General features: G+C 65.3%; 20 protein-coding genes. 10 read left to right on the forward strand and 10 right to left on the reverse strand.

The window, feature by feature from the left end; all coding sequences use genetic code 11:
• Positions 1–9: 9 nt before the first annotated feature.
• Positions 10–1,434 (reverse strand): FAD-linked oxidase C-terminal domain-containing protein, encoded by a 1,425-nt coding sequence (locus ACOEQ1_RS06115; RefSeq protein ID WP_419758310.1) that lies wholly within the window; start codon positions 1,432–1,434, stop codon positions 10–12.
• A 208-nt stretch (positions 1,435–1,642) separates the two neighbouring features.
• On the opposite strand from ACOEQ1_RS06115, the gene map reads away from it, so the two are divergent.
• Positions 1,643–2,443: a type I methionyl aminopeptidase gene (gene map / locus ACOEQ1_RS06120; RefSeq protein WP_419758311.1), complete on the forward strand. Its 801-nt coding sequence runs from the start codon at positions 1,643–1,645 to the stop codon at positions 2,441–2,443.
• On the opposite strand, the gene ACOEQ1_RS06125 is transcribed toward map, so the two are convergent.
• Positions 2,434–2,898, reverse strand: coding sequence for a GNAT family N-acetyltransferase (locus ACOEQ1_RS06125; protein ID WP_419758312.1), 465 nt, complete (start codon positions 2,896–2,898; stop codon positions 2,434–2,436). The genes map and ACOEQ1_RS06125 overlap by 10 nt on opposite strands.
• A gap of 103 nt (positions 2,899–3,001) precedes the next feature.
• On the opposite strand from ACOEQ1_RS06125, the gene ACOEQ1_RS06130 reads away from it, so the two are divergent.
• Complete coding sequence (locus tag ACOEQ1_RS06130) at positions 3,002–3,982, forward strand: magnesium transporter CorA family protein (RefSeq protein WP_419758313.1); 981 nt, start codon at positions 3,002–3,004, stop codon at positions 3,980–3,982.
• On the opposite strand, the gene ACOEQ1_RS06135 is transcribed toward ACOEQ1_RS06130, so the two are convergent.
• On the reverse strand, positions 3,979–4,809 hold the full coding sequence (locus tag ACOEQ1_RS06135; RefSeq protein WP_419758314.1) for a GDSL-type esterase/lipase family protein: 831 nt from the start codon (positions 4,807–4,809) through the stop codon (positions 3,979–3,981). The genes ACOEQ1_RS06130 and ACOEQ1_RS06135 overlap by 4 nt on opposite strands.
• 12 nt (positions 4,810–4,821) lie before the next feature.
• Complete coding sequence (locus tag ACOEQ1_RS06140; protein ID WP_419758315.1) at positions 4,822–5,664, reverse strand: undecaprenyl-diphosphate phosphatase; 843 nt, start codon at positions 5,662–5,664, stop codon at positions 4,822–4,824.
• An 80-nt stretch (positions 5,665–5,744) separates the two neighbouring features.
• Between ACOEQ1_RS06140 and ACOEQ1_RS06145 the strand changes: the two genes are divergently transcribed.
• From ACOEQ1_RS06145 to typA, 3 genes are all read left to right on the forward strand, one after another.
• Positions 5,745–7,013: a transcription antitermination factor NusB gene (locus tag ACOEQ1_RS06145; RefSeq protein ID WP_419758316.1), complete on the forward strand. Its 1,269-nt coding sequence runs from the start codon at positions 5,745–5,747 to the stop codon at positions 7,011–7,013.
• A gap of 193 nt (positions 7,014–7,206) precedes the next feature.
• Positions 7,207–7,404: a hypothetical protein gene (locus ACOEQ1_RS06150; RefSeq protein WP_419758317.1), complete on the forward strand. Its 198-nt coding sequence runs from the start codon at positions 7,207–7,209 to the stop codon at positions 7,402–7,404.
• A gap of 207 nt (positions 7,405–7,611) precedes the next feature.
• Positions 7,612–9,441 (forward strand): translational GTPase TypA, encoded by a 1,830-nt coding sequence (gene typA / locus ACOEQ1_RS06155; protein ID WP_419758318.1) that lies wholly within the window; start codon positions 7,612–7,614, stop codon positions 9,439–9,441.
• 58 nt (positions 9,442–9,499) lie between these two features.
• Here the strand turns inward: typA and ACOEQ1_RS06160 are convergent, their stop codons facing one another.
• Positions 9,500–10,027, reverse strand: coding sequence for a GNAT family N-acetyltransferase (locus ACOEQ1_RS06160; RefSeq protein WP_419758319.1), 528 nt, complete (start codon positions 10,025–10,027; stop codon positions 9,500–9,502).
• A gap of 164 nt (positions 10,028–10,191) precedes the next feature.
• Between ACOEQ1_RS06160 and ACOEQ1_RS06165 the strand changes: the two genes are divergently transcribed.
• A complete protein-coding gene (locus ACOEQ1_RS06165) occupies positions 10,192–12,063 on the forward strand; it encodes a methyl-accepting chemotaxis protein (protein WP_419758320.1) in 1,872 nt (623 codons plus the stop codon).
• Positions 12,064–12,134: 71 nt separating this feature from the next.
• Complete coding sequence (locus tag ACOEQ1_RS06170) at positions 12,135–12,614, forward strand: hypothetical protein (RefSeq protein WP_419758321.1); 480 nt, start codon at positions 12,135–12,137, stop codon at positions 12,612–12,614.
• 42 nt (positions 12,615–12,656) lie between these two features.
• On the opposite strand, the gene glpD is transcribed toward ACOEQ1_RS06170, so the two are convergent.
• Positions 12,657–14,201 carry a glycerol-3-phosphate dehydrogenase gene (gene glpD, locus ACOEQ1_RS06175; protein ID WP_419758322.1) on the reverse strand — a complete coding sequence of 515 codons (1,545 nt, stop codon included), beginning with the start codon at positions 14,199–14,201 and terminating at the stop codon, positions 12,657–12,659.
• 501 nt (positions 14,202–14,702) lie between these two features.
• Positions 14,703–15,065, reverse strand: coding sequence for a hypothetical protein (locus ACOEQ1_RS06180; protein WP_419758323.1), 363 nt, complete (start codon positions 15,063–15,065; stop codon positions 14,703–14,705).
• A gap of 206 nt (positions 15,066–15,271) precedes the next feature.
• Here ACOEQ1_RS06180 and ACOEQ1_RS06185 point away from each other — a divergent pair, with 206 nt between their 5' ends.
• Complete coding sequence (locus ACOEQ1_RS06185) at positions 15,272–15,526, forward strand: hypothetical protein (RefSeq protein WP_419758324.1); 255 nt, start codon at positions 15,272–15,274, stop codon at positions 15,524–15,526.
• Positions 15,527–15,678: 152 nt separating this feature from the next.
• A complete protein-coding gene (locus ACOEQ1_RS06190) occupies positions 15,679–15,939 on the forward strand; it encodes a hypothetical protein (protein ID WP_419758325.1) in 261 nt (86 codons plus the stop codon).
• Between the two features lie 67 nt (positions 15,940–16,006).
• Here ACOEQ1_RS06190 and ACOEQ1_RS06195 read toward each other — a convergent pair whose 3' ends face one another.
• Positions 16,007–16,780 (reverse strand): SDR family NAD(P)-dependent oxidoreductase, encoded by a 774-nt coding sequence (locus ACOEQ1_RS06195; protein WP_419758326.1) that lies wholly within the window; start codon positions 16,778–16,780, stop codon positions 16,007–16,009.
• Between the two features lie 63 nt (positions 16,781–16,843).
• Here ACOEQ1_RS06195 and uxuA point away from each other — a divergent pair, with 63 nt between their 5' ends.
• Complete coding sequence (uxuA, locus tag ACOEQ1_RS06200; protein ID WP_419758327.1) at positions 16,844–18,016, forward strand: mannonate dehydratase; 1,173 nt, start codon at positions 16,844–16,846, stop codon at positions 18,014–18,016.
• A 12-nt stretch (positions 18,017–18,028) separates the two neighbouring features.
• Here uxuA and ACOEQ1_RS06205 read toward each other — a convergent pair whose 3' ends face one another.
• Both ACOEQ1_RS06205 and ACOEQ1_RS06210 read right to left on the reverse strand, forming a co-directional pair.
• Positions 18,029–18,661 (reverse strand): FMN-binding negative transcriptional regulator, encoded by a 633-nt coding sequence (locus tag ACOEQ1_RS06205; RefSeq protein WP_419758658.1) that lies wholly within the window; start codon positions 18,659–18,661, stop codon positions 18,029–18,031.
• A gap of 5 nt (positions 18,662–18,666) precedes the next feature.
• Positions 18,667–19,035 carry a DUF779 domain-containing protein gene (locus ACOEQ1_RS06210; RefSeq protein WP_419758328.1) on the reverse strand — a complete coding sequence of 123 codons (369 nt, stop codon included), beginning with the start codon at positions 19,033–19,035 and terminating at the stop codon, positions 18,667–18,669.
• Positions 19,036–19,041: the final 6 nt, after the last annotated feature.

Consider the following 19,041-nt stretch of genomic DNA (forward strand, 5'->3'; position numbering starts at 1 on the left):
CAACCATCATCATGCCGCCAGCAACGGAAAGACCTTGGCAGGGTTGAGTAACCAACCCGCATCGAAGGCCGATTTCAAAAGCCGTTGCTGCGTCAACTCCGTCTCGGTGAACTGCACATGCATGAGGTCGCGCTTTTCGACGCCGACGCCGTGCTCGCCGGTCAGGCAACCGCCGACCTCGACGCAGAGCGTGAGGATGTCGGCGCCGAACTGCTCGGCTTTGTGGAAGCTCTCCGGGTCGTTGGCGTCGAACATGATGAGCGGGTGCAGGTTGCCGTCACCGGCGTGGAAGATGTTGGCGACCTTGAGGCCGTAGCTCTCGCTCATCGCGCCGATCTTCGCGAGCACGTCGGCCAGCCGGCTCGTCGGGATCGTGCCGTCCATGCAGAGGTAATCGGGGCTGATGCGGCCGACGGCTCCGAACGCGCCCTTGCGGCCCTTCCAGATCGCCGCGCTCTCCTCGGCCGATTGCGAGACCTTGAGGCTGATCGGGTCGAACTCGGCGCAGATGGCGCGGATGCGGTCGAGCAACGCGTCCTGCTCGGCGACCGAGCCCTCGACCTCGATGATGAGCATGGCCTCGGCATCGAGCGGGTAGTTGGCGTGGGCGAAGGCCTCGCAGGCATGGATCGCCGGGCGGTCCATGAACTCCAGCGCCACCGGAATGATGCCCGAGCCGATGATGCGATCCACGCAGGCGCCGGCGACCTCGTTCGAGCGAAAGGCGGCCAGCATCGCGCGCTGGCCCTCGGCGGCACGCAGGATGCGGACGGTGACTTCCGAGACCATGGCGAGCTGGCCCTCGCTGCCCGTCAGCAAGCCGAGCCAGTCGTAGCCAGCGGCATCGAGGTGGGCGCCGCCAATGTCGAGGATGTCGCCCTCGATGGTGACGATCTTGAGCCCGAGCAGGTTGTTGGCGGTGACGCCATACTTGAGGCAATGGGCGCCCCCGGAATTCATGCCCACGTTGCCGCCGATCATGCAGGCTAGCTGGCTGGACGGGTCCGGCGCGTAGAAGAAGCCGTCCGCCTGCATGGCGGCGGTGATGCCGAGGTTCGTGACGCCCGCCTGCACCACGGCGAGGCGATCCGCATAGTCGATCTCGAGGATACGGTTCATCCGCATCATGCCCACGACGACGGCATCGGCGAGCGGCAGCGCGCCGCCCGACAGGCTGGTGCCGGCACCGCGAGGGATGACGCGCGCGCCTTCGCGGTGAAGGAGCTTGAGGACCGCGGCGAGTTGCTCGGTCGTTTCCGGCAGCACGACTGCCATAGGTGGCTGGCGGTAGGCGCTCAGCCCGTCGGTCTCGTAGGGGCGAAGCCGCAAAGCTTCGGCGATGACCCCGCTTTCGGGCAGCAGCTCGCGCAGCCCTGCAACGATTTGGTCCCGGCGGGCGAGGACATCGGCTTTCGGTTCCGGCAGTCGGATCATGGCACGAGCCCTCCCGGGCTCATCTTGTCATATTTCTTACTGACTAGGATTTGCACCGCGGACGGCCCGGTTACAAGGCTCGCCGCCACCGCCGGCCATTCGACACCGTGGAACCCCAGGCATGACACCGTCAGACTTGCACCGGACTCCACCGCCGGCGCATTCTCGGAAGCTTGGAGCCTGGTGAAGAGGCTGACGGAGACGGACCATGGACGGTGAGACGGAGGCGCGGCGGATCACCCTCTATCGGGAGGAGGATTTCGCCGGGATGCGGGCGGCGGGGCGTCTTGCCGCGGAAACCCTGGACATGATCGGTCCGCATGTGGTTCCGGGCGTGACCACGGAAACCCTGGATCGCCTGTGCCACGACTTCATCCTGGCCCACAACGCGACGCCCGCGCCGCTCAACTACCGGGGTTTTCCGAAGAGCATCTGCACCTCGATCAACCATGTCGTCTGCCACGGCATTCCGGGCAACCGGCGGCTGGAGGACGGCGACGTTCTCAACATCGACATCACCGTCATTCTCGACGGCTGGTATGGAGATACAAGCCGCATGTATGTCGCGGGCACGGCCAACACGCGGGCCCGCCGCCTGATCGACGTGACCTATGAAGCGCTGATGATCGGCGTGGCGGCGGTGAAGCCGGGCAACACCCTCGGCGATATCGGCCACGCCATCCAAAGCTTCGTCGAGCCGCAACGCTTCAGCGTGGTGCGGGACTTTTGCGGCCATGGCATCGGCCGGCGTTTTCACGAGCCGCCGAACATCCTGCATTACGGCCGTCCGGGGGATGGCACCGTGCTGCGCGCGGGCATGTTCTTCACCATCGAGCCCATGGTGAACGCCGGACGGCCCGAGGTGAAGATTCTGGATGACGGCTGGACCGCGGTGACGCGTGATCGCAGCCTCTCGGCCCAGTTCGAGCACATGATCGGCATCACACCGACGGGCTGCGAGATCTTCACCCTCTCGCCCGCGGGTTTTACAAAACCGCCCTACGAGTAGTGGTCGCGGGCAAGGACGGTCATCCGCTTCTCGCCGATTGCCTCCTCCAGCACCGTCCAGCCGAGCCCTTCGTAGAAGGACCTTCGATGCGGCGCCGCTGAAAGGTAGGCGCGTCTCCAGCCTGCACGGAATATGGCCTCCGCCGCATGACGCACCAGGGCTCTTCCGAGGCCGGCGCTGCGTGCTTCGGGTTCCACCCAGACGGCGGCGACCCAGGGCGTGTATTGAGGCCGCTCGTCCATATCCGCCGCAATGGCGGAGGCGGTGCCGAGGAACCGGCCGCCGTCCAGGGCGATGAACGCCGACGGGATCAGGTCCGGCCCGAGATTATCGGCGACGGCGTTCGCGACGACCTCCAGCGGCGTGCCGGTCGCCTGCCACCACGCGCGCCAGATGCGGTCGGCGAGGATAGGCTGGAACTCCGGCCGGTCTCGCAGGTCGGAGATCGAGATCATGGCAGCGCTCCGTGGTCGAACGTCACTTTGTCACCAAGCGGCGTGTTGCAGCCGAGCCTGGGCCCGGTATTACATTTTGTCCTTGTTCCATGAGGATAGACTGATGCTCGGCGCCTATGCAGCACATGAAGGCCAGCCTCTGGCCGATTTTCCGCCTGAAGGCGATCTCTCCAAGGCGCAGTGGATCGACCTCTTTCAGCCCACGCCGGAAGAGAAGGCACGTGTGGTGGCGGCGACCGGCCTTGAAGTCGCGACAGAGGATGAACTGGCGGAAATCGAGACTTCGAGCCGCCTTGCCTTCGACGGCCATGCGATCTACCTCAGCATGCCGTTGATCGCCAAAGTGGAAGGGGAACCACCCGACACCAAGCCGATCGGGTTCGTGCTCGCCCGAGACCGGCTCATCACCATCCGGTTCAACCGCAGCCTGGCGTTCCACAAATTCCTCGAGACGCAACACAGGACGCCAATGGAAACGACGGCGCCGATCGGGATCTTCATGCTGATGATGGAGGCGATCTCCGACCGCCTCGCCGACCTGCTGGAGAATATCCGGGACGATCTGGACCGGATTTCAAAGCTCATCTTTCACGATACGGGCAACGGCAAGTTGCGGGGCCGCAGACGAGATAACGGGCTTCAGGATGTCCTGCGCGCAATCGGTCGCGCGGGCGATACGATGTCCCGTGTGCGGGACAGCCTGCTCGGCATCGGCCGTATCCTGCCCTACGTGGCCCAGATCGCCGCCGCCTGGATCGATCGTCCGATGCGGGACCGGATGAAGTCGCTGCGTCAGGACATCGCCTCGCTCGCCGATTACGACGCGCACCTCAACAGCAAGATGCAATTCCTGCTCGACGCCACGCTCGGGCTGATCAACAACACGCAGAACAACATCATCAAGGTGCTGACGGTCGTGTCCGTCGTGGGCGTGCCGCCCACCCTCGTCGCCAGCATCTACGGCATGAACTTCAAGGACATGCCGGAGTTGCAGTGGAATTACGGCTACCCCTACGGCCTGACCTTGATCTTCCTCTCGGCAGTGCTCCCGCTCATCTGGTTCAAGTTGCGCGGCTGGCTCTAGCCTGCCGGCACGCGATGGTCGCGGTCGTTCATCAGACGATGCAATGTCGGCTCGATCGCAGCCGCGATCAAAGCCATGCCGAGCGCGTCAGGATGCAAGGCGACGCTAGGCACCGTCGCGGTCGTCACGCCCGGCTCATGAGAGGCCGACACGGCTTCATGCGGGTCGAGATACAGGCCGCGGTCGAGCTTGCCGTTTTGATAAAACAGATAGCCGACGTTCTGGAAGGTGACATACGGACGGCCGCGATAGGTCTCGGCGAGGTCCTCGTTCAGCAACGCGGTATTGGCCGTGATCCAGGGCGAGCGCTCGCTTGGCAGCACGCCGAGTAGGAGTATCTGCGTCTCGGGAAGCTGGCGCCGCAAGATGGCGATGATCGTGTTGATGCCGGCCAGCGTCTGCCCGGCGCTCCAGTGAACGCGGCCGAAGTTGTTGGCGCCGATCAGAAGCACCAGGGCCCGGGGCGAGATGCCCCGCACCTCGCCGTTATCCAGCCGCCAGATCACGTTGGCCGTCGTATCGCCCCTGAAGCCCAGGTCGACGGCGTTACGGTCGCCGTAGAACCGCTCCCATACCGGGGCGTAGGCAGCGTAGGGTGCCGGGCCGGTTCGTTCCCAGTTCTGGGTGATGGAGTCGCCGAGCCAGACGAGACCGACATGACCGCGCCGCACCCGCTCCAGGGTGTGCTCGAACCGCATCCTCCACCATGGCTGATCCATCCGGCTGATCGGCACCGCCGCCAGATTGACCCCGGCTTCAGCCGCCGGCGCAAGCGAAAGCGCCATGGGCCAGAGCAGCGCGAGGACCAGGATGAAGCTTTTCTTCATGACGCGCCGCTTCTAGGCGGCCAGGAGCAGGTAGCCGGCGCTCAGGATGCCGGCAATCACGCAATAAAGGGCGTATGGGGTCATTGCCTGGCGCTCATGGCCGCGAAACCAGCGCATCAGAAAGGCAGTGCTGGCGAGCGCGGTAAGACCCGCGACGACGGCGCAGATGAGGGCGAGGCTCGTCTGCCCATGAGCCGCCGTATCGTGCATCAGCTTTGGCACCTCCAGCACCGCCGCCGCCACGATGACGGGCGTCGCAATGAGGAAGGAGAAGTGAGCGGCGCCTTCATGGTCCACACCGCGCAGCACGCCCCCGAGGATCGTCACGCCGGAACGCGAGAGACCCGGGATGAGCGCAAGGCACTGCCACAAACCAATGACGAAGGCGTCCATCGGCCTGAGACTCGAGAGCGCCCGGAGATTGCCCGTCTGCCGCTTCAGCCGCTCGCCGACGAGCAGCAGCAGGCCGTTCACCACCAGGAACGCGGCGGCGATCAACGGGGTGGAGAAGACCCGGCGCAGCGGATGCTCCAGCGCGAATCCCACGATGACCACCGGGATGGTCGCGATCACGATCAGCACGAGGACGCGGCGCGCCTCCGCCACCGAATGGGCATCGGCCAGACCGAAGACGCCGCGCAGGATGGCGAGCCAGTCGCGCCAGAAAAAGCCCAGCAAAGCGAGCGCCGTCCCGACATGTAGCATGACGAGGAAGGGCAGAAAGCTCTGGCTGTTGAGGTCGAGATGCCACCCGAGCAAGGCGGGCAGCACGACGGCGTGGCCGAGGCTGCTGACCGGGAAAAGTTCCGTCGCCCCTTGGACCAGGGCGATGACGATGGCGTGGATTGGGTCCAAGGGCTGCGATCTCCGTAAGGCGAGCCTTCATAGCGGCCTCAGCACGGGTGGCAACGGGGCAAACGCGCTATAGACGGCCAGTGAAGAACGATCGAACAGCCACTATACTTTCACCTGACCCGACTCGGTCGGCCGCGCTCTCCCTTCTCGCTGCGGTGCTGGACCGGCATCGGCCGCTCGAGGATGCACTCGATTCGCTGCCGCCGATGGATGCGCGGGACCGAGCCGCCGCGCATCGGCTGGCGGCGGCCGTGCTCCGCCGCAGGGGCACCATCGATGCCGTGCTGGAGCCCTTTCTGGCCCGCAACCCGCCCTCCGAGGGGATGCACATCCTGCGGCTGGGCGCGGCGGCGCTGCTCTTCCTGGAGACGCCGGCCCATGCCGCCGTCGGCACGGCGGTCGCGCTCGCCCGCGCCCGCAACCTGCCGAAGCTTGCCGGCCTCGTGAACGCCGTCCTGCGTCGCGTCGCTGAGAACGGCGCGTCGGCTCTGGAGGAGCTGGACGGGCCGCGCCTGGATACGCCGCCCTGGCTGTGGACTTCATGGGGCGCGGATGCGCGTGACATCGCAACCGCGCATCAGAGCGAGGCGGCTCTCGACCTGACCATGATCGGCGACGCGCCTGCGCCCGAGGGCGGCCTTTTGCTGCCGACAGGCTCGGTGCGGCTGCCCACAGGCACGCGGGTCACGGAGCTGCCGGGCTTCGAGACCGGCGCCTTCATGGTGCAGGATGCCGCCGCTGCCCTGCCCGCCCGGCTGCTGGGCGCCGAGCCCGGCCAGCATATCGCCGACCTCTGCGCGGCACCTGGGGGCAAGACGGCGCAGCTTGCGGCCACGGGCGCCGCCGTCACGGCCGTCGATCTCAATCCGGCCCGCATGCAGCGCCTGGCCGCGAACCTTGCGCGCCTCGGCCTTGTGGCGGAACTGGTCGGCGCGGATGCGCGAAGCTGGCGGCCCGCGACACCGCTCGACGGCATTCTGCTCGATGCGCCGTGCAGCGCGACCGGCACGATCCGCCGGCATCCGGACGTGCCTTATCTAAAGCGGCAGAACGACATCCTGCCGCTGACGCAGTTGCAGGACCAGCTTCTGGCGGCAGCGACGGCGATGCTGAAGCCAGGCGGCCGACTCGTCTATGCGGTGTGTTCGCTGCAGCCGGAGGAAGGCGCCGCGCGAGCTGCGGCGGCCCTGGCACGGCTGCCGCTCGACCCGGACCCCATCCGGCGATCGGAAATGCCGGAGCTCGCGGCGGCGCTCGGGCGCGACGGCCATGTCCGCACCCATCCCGGGCTATGGCCCCAGTACGGCGGGTTGGACGGGTTCTTCATCGCGCGGTTCCGGCGCATCTAACCGCTTGTCACGTTAAATCGGCCGGGATCTCGACGGAGCCACGGCGGCACCAAGGACGCCCGGGCGCACAGCGGCTTCCTCATCATGGTCACGTCTTGTCGACCACAGCCCTGCTATCGGGTTTTTGTGCATCGCGGCAACAGGGGTGCGTGTTTATCTCTCGTCTAAAGAGTTTTAGAGGAGATCTAACCCTATGGTTGATCGTTCGGATGATTACAGCGACGCCTCACAGGCTGAGGCACTATCGTTCGTCGTAAGCGCCGACGAGGCCAGAGCAATCGATGACTGGTCAGCCGCCAATCACATCGACGACCGCTCTGAAGCGGTGCATCGCCTGGTCAATCTGGCACTTCATGCTGAGGTCGAACCGGACGACGTTCACCTGAGATAGCCTGATCTGCCGAGCCGCAGATGCCTGCCCGCTATGCGGAGCTGAGCGGCTGCGGTTTATCCTCGCTTAGCCGGTCGCATTCCGCTAAGGGTGCGCCGCAACAAAAGCGCCCTGCCCCTGGCGGATCATCTCCGCCACCGGCGGGGCGTTTAACGTACGCATAGCACAATCGGGCCGCCGCGCTGGGTCCACAAGCCGGAAGACGTCATGGACATTCGCAATATCGCCATCATCGCACACGTCGATCATGGAAAGACCACCCTGGTCGACGCGCTGCTGAAGCAGTCCGGCGCGTTCCGCGACAACCAGCACGTCGCCGAGCGGGCGCTCGACCGCAACGACCTGGAACGAGAGCGCGGGATCACCATTCTCGCGAAATGCACCAGCGTCATCTGGAAGGGCATCCGCCTCAACATCGTCGATACTCCGGGCCATGCCGACTTCGGGGGCGAGGTCGAGCGCATCCTCAGCATGGTGGACGGCGCCATTCTGCTCGTCGACGCTGCCGAAGGCGTGCTGCCGCAGACCAAGTTCGTGCTCGGCAAGGCGCTGGCGCGCGGCATCCGCCCGATCGTGGTGGTCAACAAGATCGATCGCGGCGATGCCCGGCCGGACGAGGTCCATAACGAGATCTTCGACCTCTTCGCGGCGCTCGACGCCACCGAGGAACAGCTCGATTTTCCGACGCTCTTCGCCTCCGGCCGCCAAGGGTGGGCAGACCTGGAGATCGAGGGCGCGCGGAAGGATCTCGCCCCGATGTTCGACCTCGTTGTCAGCCATGTGCCGGCGCCGAAGCTGGACGTGGACGCGCCCTTCGCGATGCTCGCCTCCATTCTGGACTACGACAACTTCCTCGGCCGCGTGCTGACCGGGCGCGTCGAGCAGGGGCGCGCTCGCCTCAACATGCCGCTGAAGGTGCTGCGCGCCGACGGCACCGTGGTCGAGACCGGCCGCCTCACCAAGCTCATGTCGTTCAATGGCCTCGACCGGGTGCCGGTCGACGAGGCGCAGGCGGGCGACATCATCGCCATCGCCGGCCTGACGGACGCCACCATCCCCGACACGCTCGGCGCGCCGGAACTGCTGCTGCCGATCCAGGCCATCCCGGTCGATCCGCCGACCCTCAGCATGACCTTCCGCGTCAATGATGGCCCCCTCGGTGGCCGCGAAGGCAAGAAGGTCACGTCCCGCCAGATCCGCGACCGTCTGATGTTCGAAATCCAGGGCAACGTCGCGCTCAAGGTCACGATCAGCAACGAAACCGACGCCTTCGAGGTTGCCGGCCGCGGCGAATTGCAGCTCGGCGTTCTCATCGAGACGATGCGCCGCGAGGGCTTCGAGCTGACCATCGGCCGCCCCCGGGTGCTGACGCGCACCAACGAGGAGACCGGCGAGCGCGAGGAGCCGATGGAGGACGTGCTGGCCGATGTCGACGAGCCCTATACCGGCGTCGTCGTCGAGAAGCTCAGCCGGCGCAAGGGACAGCTGCAGGACATGCGCCCGTCGGGCGGCGGCAAGGTGCGCTTGACCTTCCGCATGCCGAGCCGTGGCCTCATCGGCTACCACGGCGAGTTCCTCACCGACACGCGCGGATCGGGCATCATGAACCGCATGTTCGCCGGTTACGGCCCATGGACTGGCCCGATCGAGGGACGGCGCAACGGCAGCCTGATCTCCAACCTCGACGGCGAGGCCGTGCAGTATTCGCTCTGGTATCTCCAGGAGCGCGGGACTTTGTTCATCAACCCGGGCGACAAGGTCTACACGGGGATGATCGTCGGAGAGCACAGCCGCGAGAACGACCTCGACGTGAACGTCATCAAGGAAAAGAAGCTCACCAACATCCGTGCCGCCGGCAAGGATGACGCGATGCTGCTGATCCCGCCGCGCCGCATGTCGCTGGAGCAGGCGATCGCCTACGTCGAGGATGACGAATTGGTGGAGGTGACGCCGACGGCCATTCGCCTGCGCAAGCGCCATCTCGATCCGAACGCGCGCAAGCGTGCCGACCGCGCGTCAGATTCGGACGCGGCCTGACACGAAAGCGGAGGGCAGTGCCTCTTTTCCCAAGGGAAGCACTGCCTCATTCTGGACGTCAGAGTTCCGGGCGTCCGATTCGCTTCCAGTAGACCAGGGTGCCCGTGAGGCCGCCGTGCGGCTTGAGCGCGTAGTCCGGGATTTCGCCCGTCAGGGTGAAGCCCTGCCGCTCATATAATCCGGCCGCGCCCTCGTCACGGGCGGTGTCCAGCACCAGCAGGCGCCGCCCCTTCTCAATCGCGACTGCCTCGGCGGCGTGGAGCAACGCGGTGGCGATGCCGCGCCCACGGTGGCTGACACGGGTCATCATCTTGGCGATCTCCGCCCGATGCGGCTGGTTTTCCGGCAGATCGAGCAGCAACGTCACCGTGCCGACCAGGGCGTCGCCCTCCCAGGCGCCGAAGACGATCCGCTCGCCGCGTTCGGCTGCCGCCAGCGAGCCACGCCAGAAGGCTTCGGCTGTTGCGCGCGCAAGCGGATGCATGAAGCTCACCGAGCCTCCGTTTGCGACCGTCTCGACCAGCAGGTCCGCGAGCATCTCACGTATTGCGGGGCTTTGACCGAGCGGCGCGATGGTGATTGGCATAGCCTTAAGCTCCAAACGGGGAAGACGCTGGCGAGCTTCAGCAGGATCACGCCGTCCTGACGACTTCGGTCCTTGGATGGGTCGGCCGCCTGTCGCGTTAACATGTCGTTATGCAAAGCTTGCTACAGTTTGGTTGATCTGTGGTGACCATGCAAAGGCGCTCGATGCGATTCCTCGACAACATGGCGATCCGAAACAAGGTCGTTACGAGTTACGTTCTTGTGGTCGCCGTTTCTGCCCTTCTGGGCGCCTTCGTTCTTTTGCAAATCGAGCATCTCGGCGCGATCATGGTGGAGACGGGCGCGAGTGTGGCTGTTTCCGTGGAGCTGGGGGACATGCGGGGTGACGGCGCTGACTTGTCAGGCCTCACCGCGGAGGAGATCCAGTCCGCGAACGCCTCTGATTCCATGGATCAGTATAAGGGGCTGGTCGTCCTACAGGATTCTGCTCGTAAGGAATTCGCCAGGCAGTGGGCGCTTTACCGGCCGAACATGACGCCCGGCCAGGAGACCGTTTACGGCAACAGGATCAAAACATCCTTTGCCAAGCTTAGCGACCTCGCCAATCAGGACGTGCAGGCGGTGACCAATGGCGACATGCCGACCGCGGGCACAATCGTCCTCGGCGACATGGACACCACTTACAAGGCGTTCCGCACCGCCATCTTCGACGATCTGGCCTATCGCTCGCTCTACACGCAGTCACTGAAGGAGAAGGCCAGCGCCCTTGTACGGTTCAGCTTCATCGGCACCTTCATCGTGTTCGCCGTACTGTTGGCCGCGATCCTCGCATCCGTGTTCCTGACGGTCACCAGCATCGCCAGGCCCATCGCCCGGATGACCGAGGTCATGCGCCGGCTGGCACTTCAGGACACGGCGGTGGCGGTCACGGAAATTGGCCGGCGCGACGAGATCGGCGCCATGGCAAATGCGGTTCAGGTGTTCAAGGACGGCGCGATCGAACGCCGTAAGCTGGAGGCGGGAGCGGCCGAGTTTCAGAACAACCTCGACCGCAGGCTCCGGGAAGCCGAGGAGGCCGCCATGGCGGCCGGGCGCGACCAAAGGGCGGTTGTGGACGGGATCACCAGGGCGCTCGCCGACCTCGCGGGCGGTGATCTCACGGTGCGCTTCGCGCATGAGGTGGGTGCCGGCTATCAGGGCCTAAAGCACGACTTCAACGCCGCGATGGAGACGCTGCAGCAGACCATGCAGTCCATCTCGGCAAATGCAGGCGGGGTCTTCTCCGGCGCGGCCGAAATCACCAAGGCGTCCGACGATCTCGCTCGTCGAACCGAACAGCAGGCGGCGAGCCTGGAAGAGACGGCAGCGGCACTGGACCAGATCACGGCCACGATCAAGCGGGCCGCAGAGACGGCCGGTCAGGCGCGCCAACTCGGGAGCGAAGCCCGCAGCGGCGCCGAACGCTCCGGCACGGTTGTTCGCGAGGCCGTGACTGCGATGAGCGGTATTGAAACATCATCCCGGCAGATCGGCACGATCGTCGGCGTGATCGACGAGATTGCGTTCCAGACCAATCTGCTTGCGTTGAACGCCGGGGTGGAAGCGGCACGCGCGGGCGACGCCGGACGAGGTTTTGCTGTGGTCGCGACCGAAGTGCGGGCGCTCGCTCAACGCTCCGCAGATGCAGCACGCCAAATCAAAACGTTGATCTCCGCATCGAGCCAGCAGGTCGCGCTGGGCGTTGAGTTGGTCGGCGAGACCGGCAAGACCCTAGGCCGCATCGTGGAACAGGTCATCCAGTTGAACGGGCTCGTTACCGATATGTCGGCCGCGGCGCAGGAGCAGTCGACCGGTCTGCAGGAGGTGAACAAGGCCATCAATCAGATGGATCAGGTGACGCAGCAGAATGCCGCAATGGTGGAACAGGCGACCGCCGCGAGCCACAGCCTCGCCCATGAGGCGGAGGAACTGGCCGGACTGGTGGGTCAGTTCCGGATCGGCGCGGGTGGCGCCACGGCCAGATCTGGCCCGTCCAAGGCCCAGAACAGGCCGCGCCTCCTGGCCGGAACGCACTAGCGCCAGCCTAAGCCCTACTCTCGAACAGCCGCGAGCCTTACATGGTGTCGGTAACCTCCATGGATCGAGCGATGCGGTGGTGGCTGACGACAATGGCCCTGACGATGACGGCAGGCGGGGCTCACGCCGCGACCGTCATCAGGCCGCTCGCCGAGAGCGGATACTGGTCCACGGTCGAACAAGTGCCCGCGGCAAGCGCTGCGCCAAATTCCTGCATGATCGTGCAGGCAGACACGGCCGTCGCCCTCCGCAGCATAGGTGGGGTGGTCGACCTCATGGTTGCGAACGCGCACTGGGATCTTCCCCGCCTCATGCAGGCTGCCATTCACGTTACGCTCAGCGACGGCGCCATTAGTTTTCCGGTGACCTTCACAACCCGCGACACCGCAGTGGCTCAAATCGGCGCATCGGCGCTGCCGTCTCTGCTGGATGGCATGAGCCATGATGGATATATGCGGGTCGTGCTCTTTCCGGGCATGCCGGTGCTTGTACCGCTCGCGGGTTTCGCTGGCGCTTTGCCGGCTTTCCGGCACTGCGCCGGCCTCACCTGAGCAGAATGCACACAATCCTCCGGGTGACGCCGGATGTGGCGATCAGCCCGCGGCCGCCGGCTCCCGCGCCGCCAGAATGCGCTGAAGGGCCTCATCCACATGAACGGCCTCGGCATGGCTCAACCGAAGCCCAAGTTTGCTCCTCCGCCAGAGCACGTCCGGCGCGCCGAACGCCCACTCTGCACGGACCAGATACCGCAGCTCGGCTTCGGTCAGGTCGGCGCCATAGACGGTGCCGAGGTCGGACATGGACGAGGCGCCCGCCAGGATTGCTTCCATCCGCGTGCCATAGGCCCGCAGCAGCCGGCGCAGATGCGCCTCCGCGAGGAACGGATAGCGCATGCGCGCGGAGGCTAGCTGGGCCTCGAACCCCCGCATGGGGAAGTCTCCGCCAGGCAAGGGCGTCTTGCCGGTCCACCCGGCAGAACGTTTCGTGCCAGCCGGAAGATGAGGCGCAAGCTGTGCCAGCGCAGACTCGGCAAGACGGCGGTACGTCGTGATCTTGCCACCGAAGACGGAGAGCAACGGCGGCATGCCGTCGCCTGCATCCAGCTTCAGCACGTAATCCCGTGTCGCGGCCTGAGCCGCCGTATCGCCGCTTTCGTCGTAAAGTGGACGAACTCCGGAATACGTCCAAACGACCTTCTCCGGCGTCACCGGTATGCGAAGATAGGCGCTGGCGGAACGGCAGAGGTAGGCGACCTCATCCGCCGATGCGCGGACGGAAGCGGGATCGCCTTTGTAATCCTGATCCGTCGTCCCGATCAGCGTGAAGTCACGTTCGTAAGGGATAACGAAGAAGATGCGGTCATCGGCATTCTGGAAGATGTAACAGCCGGGATGGTCGTACAGCTTTGGCACGATGATGTGGCTGCCCTGGACCAGCCGCAGCGGCGCCTGCTCGTTATGATGCAGGACCGTCTGAGCGACCTCGCCGACCCAGGGGCCGGCGGCGTTCACCAACGCCCGCGCATGAAAGGCGGTCTTGTCGCCGGTCTGCTCGTCTTCCAGCACCACATGCCAAAGGCTGCCTTGGGGCTCGGCCGAGATGCAGCGCCGCCGGGGAATGATCGTCGCGCCAAGCTCCGCCGCCGCCATGGCGTTCAGCACCACAAGACGGCTGTCCTCGACCCAGCAGTCGGAATACTCGAATCCGGTCGTGAACTCCGACTTCAAAGGCTCGCCGGTCACGTCGCGGGTGAGGTCCACGACGCGCGTCTTCGGCAATTTCCGGCGGCCCCCGATATGGTCGTACAGGAACAGGCCCAGCCGCAGCATCCAACGGCGCCGCAGCTTTTCGTGGTAGGGCAGCACGAAGCGCAACGGCCAGATGATGTGGGGCGCGATGCTCCAGAGCACCTCGCGCTCCATGAGCGCCTCGCGGACCAGACGAAACTCGTGGTGTTCAAGATAGCGCAGGCCGCCATGGATGAGCTTGGTGGAGGCGCTGGAGGTGCCGGAGCCGAGGTCGTTCTGTTCGCTGAGTAAAACACTCCAGCCGCGGCCAGCCGCATCTCGCGCAATGCCGCAGCCGTTGATGCCACCGCCGATAATGGCGAGGTCGTAGATCAACGGCGATGCGTCCATGTCAAACCCCTGCCACCCCGACACGGCAAGTCAGCCCTTGCTGCCCACAGCGGGTCGAACTCTGGGGAAGCACGAATGGCGGTAAATTTTCAACAGACGCGGACAACAGGCTGAGCACCGGAATTGGCCATGCTGGCGAGGGCGGCTAGCGGCCCCAGATAGACCGGACCAAGTCCACCAACCCAAACATTGAGAAGGGAGTTACAAACAGGCAAATAGCAATGAAGAGTATAAAGCGGCTGAGGGCCTTGTCGCTGGGCATCTCGGGGTTTGGCTGGCGCGGCCGAGCGTGGAAATCGGTTCCATCGAATGGCATCGCTGCTTCCCCTCCCCCGATCTTTCGCAGGCTGACACGGCGTCATATCAGCCAGCCTGCGACGTGCGCGTCAATCAATCTTCTGCCGTTGGCGGCCTAAACCTTCAACTCCCAACTCTAGCGGCAGCGGGCGTGTCACGCCACTGCCTTGTGGAAGATACCGTGGCCGCCTCCGGGACCGAACCTCAGGGTGCGCCACCGGTTCCCGAGACCGGTGGGTTGCTGTTGTCGCCCGGGCCGCCGGCGCCAGGGCCATTGGCGGCTGCGCTGCCCGTCGTGCCGACACCACCGCCAGCCGCCGGCCCGGCGCCCATGCCGGTCACGCCCCCTACGCCAACACCTGCCTGCGTGGCGCCGTCTTCGGCGCCGACGCTTGGGCCGTTCTGGGTGCCCCCGCCAGTCTGGCTGGTCGCTCCCAACGGAACCGTGGCGCCAGGCTCGGCCGGACCGGACGGTCCCCTACCGCCACCACTCAACATGTCGCAGCCGGCCAGAGCCAGCGGCAGCCCGATCGCCAATAGACGCAGGCCGCTCATCATCGTCTTCATCGTAGCCTCCAAGACCAATATCGCTTGAGGAAATCGGACCGGAGCGACCAGCGCGTTAGTGGCGACAGCGCAGGCACCGGATCATCCTTGCGTGATGCCTGCCTCAGCGCCGGCGGGGCCGTCTCCACGTCCTCCCCGATCATCCTCTCTTGCCTTCGTAGCTTGTTCCTGATTTGTTCACATCTGACAATGGGGGCACCACGCTGATGGAAGTCGAGACGATGGAAGGTGGAGAGGCAGACGATCGAGTGGCTGCACGAGACGCCATCACCGCGACCGTCTCCGCCGTGCTGCGGCAAAACATGAGGCGCAGCGCCCACCCGGCGGACAGGGCTGCAGTCCGACGGGAAGCCGCGCAGATCGTCGGCGCTCTGGAGATCGAGTTCCTGGTCATCCCACGCCATTCCGAAAGCGCAAAGCTGTCCGAACGGCAGCAACTCCGCGAGCATGCACATGAATGATATGCCGCAACCCGCCTTAGTGCGTGTTCGCACCTGCACCATATTCCGCTTCAAGCGTCGTTGCTGGGTTGTTCAACAGCGAACGTTTTAACGACGAATTGGAGTATTTCGAGATGAAGTCAGGTCTTTTCCTTTCCGCTACAGCTAGCCTCATGATGCTTGGCAGCACCGCCGTATTCGCGCAGTCCTATGCGGCGCCTGGTGCCGTGACCATGAAGCCCGGCCAGATCCAGTCCAGCGACCAGTCATCGCAGGGTTCGACGTTCTCGACGCAGCCGGGTGTCGGCATCGTCAACCTGAAGCCGGGCGAGACCGTCAACACGGCGGCTTCGCAGGATTTGGGCAGCGTTCAGGGCGGTGCCTACAGCCCCGACCAGGGCGTCATCACCCTGAAGCCCGGCCAAGCCGGCTAACCGCGTCAGGCTCGCCTAAGGAAAGCCGGATCCCGGAAGGGGTCCGGCTTTTTTATTGCCTAACTTGCTACCGAACGCCGATGCCCGCGGTCAGTCCTCCGTCGATCTTGTAGTCGGCGCCGGTGATGAACGCTGCCTTGTCCGAGATCAGGAAGGCCACCAACTCGGCCACCTCCTCCGGTTCTCCAATGCGGCCGAGGGGATGCGCCGCGCCGAATCGGGCGAAGGCGGCATCGATATCGGCCTCCGGACCGTCGAAGGTGCGCGCCGCCAGTGTTAGAATCGGGCTGCGCACCGAACCTGGACTAATGGACACCACACGGATGCCGTCCGCCGCGAAGTCGAGCGCCATTGCGCGCGTCATGGCATGGATCGCGCCTTTGGACGCGACATAAGCCATCACGCCCGACTGACAGGCGAAACCTTGGACGCTGGACAGGTTCACGATGACCCCGCCGCCGCGCAGCCGCATCATCGGCACGCCGAAGTGCGCGGTGAGATGAATGGAACCCACATTGACCTGCAGGCATCGCGCGAAGGTCTCGTGCGTCGTCGTTACCGCATCGCCATACGGATGGATGGCAGCGCTGTTCACGATGATGTCGAGGCCGCCATGAAGCGCTACCGCCTCGTCGATGGCCGCTTCGACGGCGGACGGCACCGAGACATCGATGTGACGCACCGTGACCGTCAGCCCCTCCTCCACCGCCAGTGTCTGGAGCGCGTCGTTTCCATCGCGGTCGATGCCGAGCGCCATCACGGAGGCGCCGTCCCGCGCCAACCGAAGCGCCGTCGCGCGGCCGATCCCCGTCGTTCCGGTGACCAAGGCGACCTTGCCCATACCGCTCTCCTCCTCCGATATTATAGTCTCGTCGCGTAGCACAGGTTTGGACAGGAGAGGCGCTTGGAACAGAGTTGGCGTTGGTTCGGGCCGAGCGATCCGGTGCCGCTGGCCCATGTGCGTCAGGCCGGCGCGACGGGCGTGGTCACCGCGCTCCACCACATCTATGACGGGCGCGTCTGGTCAGCGGAGGATATCGCTGCCCGCCAGCAGGTGGTGGCGGCCGCCGGCCTGACCTGGAATGTCTGCGAATCTATCCCGGTGCACACGTCCATCAAGCTTCGCACGGGGCCGTGGCGGCAATATCTCGACGCCTGGAAAGACAGCCTCGCCAATCTCGGCCGCGCCGGAGTCCCGACCGTCTGCTATAACTTCATGCCGGTTGTGGACTGGACCCGCACCAACCTGACGTTTCCGATGCCAAGCACCGGCCTTGCGTTGCGCTTCGACATCGCTGAGTTCGCTGCCTATGACGCATTCGTTCTGAAGCGCACCGGCGCCGAGGGCGACTACCCGGCAGCGCTCCTGGAGCGCGCGAGGGCTGTGCTCGCCGACAAGTCCGCGGCTGAGATCGAGCAGCTCGAAACCACCATCATTGCCGGGCTTCCCGGGGGCGAGGACAGCTACACGCGCGATGGCATCCGTGACCGCATCGCCGCTTTCGAGGGTGTGACCCCCGCGGACATGCGAGCCAACCTGATCGCCTTCCTCAACGAGGTGGTGCCCGTCGCAGAGGAGGTCGGCGTCCGTCTCGGCATCCATCCTGACGACCCGCCGTTCTCGCTGTTCGGCCTGCCGCGGATCGTTTCGACCGTAAGCGATGTCGAAACACTGATGGCGGCCGTCGGCCACCGGGCCAACGGGCTGACCCTCTGTGCGGGCTCGTATGGCTCGCGGCCGGATAATGACGTGCCGGCGATCGCCAGGCGCTTCGGCGACCGCGTGCATTTCGTGCATCTTCGCAACGTGAGCCGCGACGGGGACGGTTCCTTTACGGAAGCGGACCATCTCGCAGGCGATGTGAACATGGTGGCGCTCATCGCGGCCTTGCTGGCGGAGGAACGGCGGCGGGCCTCTTCAGGCGAGATGGCCGGTATTCCGATGCGGCCCGACCATGGGCATCTGCTGGGTTTCGACGGCGACCGACGCAGCAACCCCGGCTACTCCTACATCGGGCGCCTGAAGGGCCTGGCCGAGTTGCGCGGCGTCATGACGGCGGTGGAGGCGCTGGGCTGAGTTTCAGCCGCGCTACATGGCAGCGGCGACGGCCTCGGCCACCGCCTCGGCGGCCGGTCCGCCATCCGCGCGGAGGCCGGCCACAACCCCGGCCCGATCAGCCGCATTCCGGTTCTGGCTCATCTTCCACTTGCCGGTCATGGCCGTGATCTCGAGCCGCACCCCTACGATCGCGCGCAGCTGGGACTGGATGAAGTCCGCCGGCGCATCGCTGACCGCCCAGGGCGCCGCACGTTCGCCCTCATGCTGATCCGTGAGACGCCGCACGAGCCCAAGCAACGCCTCGGGCTCCTGAAAAAAGCTGATCCGGCCCCGCACGTGGACCGTCACGTAGTTCCAGGTCGGCACCACTTTTCCGGTGAGACGTTTTGTTTCGTAGAATGATGGAGAGATGTAGCTGTCCGGGCCGGAGAAGATCGCCAGCGCCTCGTGGCTCGCATCCGTCGTTCGCCATTGCGGATTGCCGCGTGCGACGTGCCCGATGAGACTACCCCTGGAACCGTCATTCACGTCGAGCATCAGCGGCAGCGGCGTAGCGTCGATGCCCTCGCTGCCCATGGTGACGAGGTTCGCAAACGGCGCCGCTCGTATGGCGGCATGAAGTACCTCGACCCGGTCTTCCCGGAAATGCGGCGGCGCGTACAGAGTGTTTAGACCGGCGTGAGCAAGCCGGCCTCTTCGTCCGTGTAGACGCGGGACCGTGTCAGGAAACGGACGCCCCGGCCGTTTTCGAGCGAAAACATGCCCCCTTTGCCCGGCACCACGTCGATGATGATCTGGGTATGCTTCCAGTATTCGAACTGAGAGCGGCTGATGTAGAAGGGCGCCCCCGCGATCTCGCCCAGGAGTACGTCTGAGTCGCCAGTCATGAAGTCGCTGCGGGGGTAGCACATAGGAGAGGAGCCGTCGCAGCACCCGCCCGATTGGTGAAACAGGATCGGGCCGTTTTCCGCCGTCAGTGCGGCCGCCAATGCTTCGGCGGCTTCCGTTGCGGTGACCCTGTCGATCTGCATGTCCATCCCAAC

It is taken from the genome of Acidisoma sp., assembly GCF_965199065.1.
Taxonomy (GTDB): Bacteria; Pseudomonadota; Alphaproteobacteria; order Acetobacterales; family Acetobacteraceae; genus Acidisoma.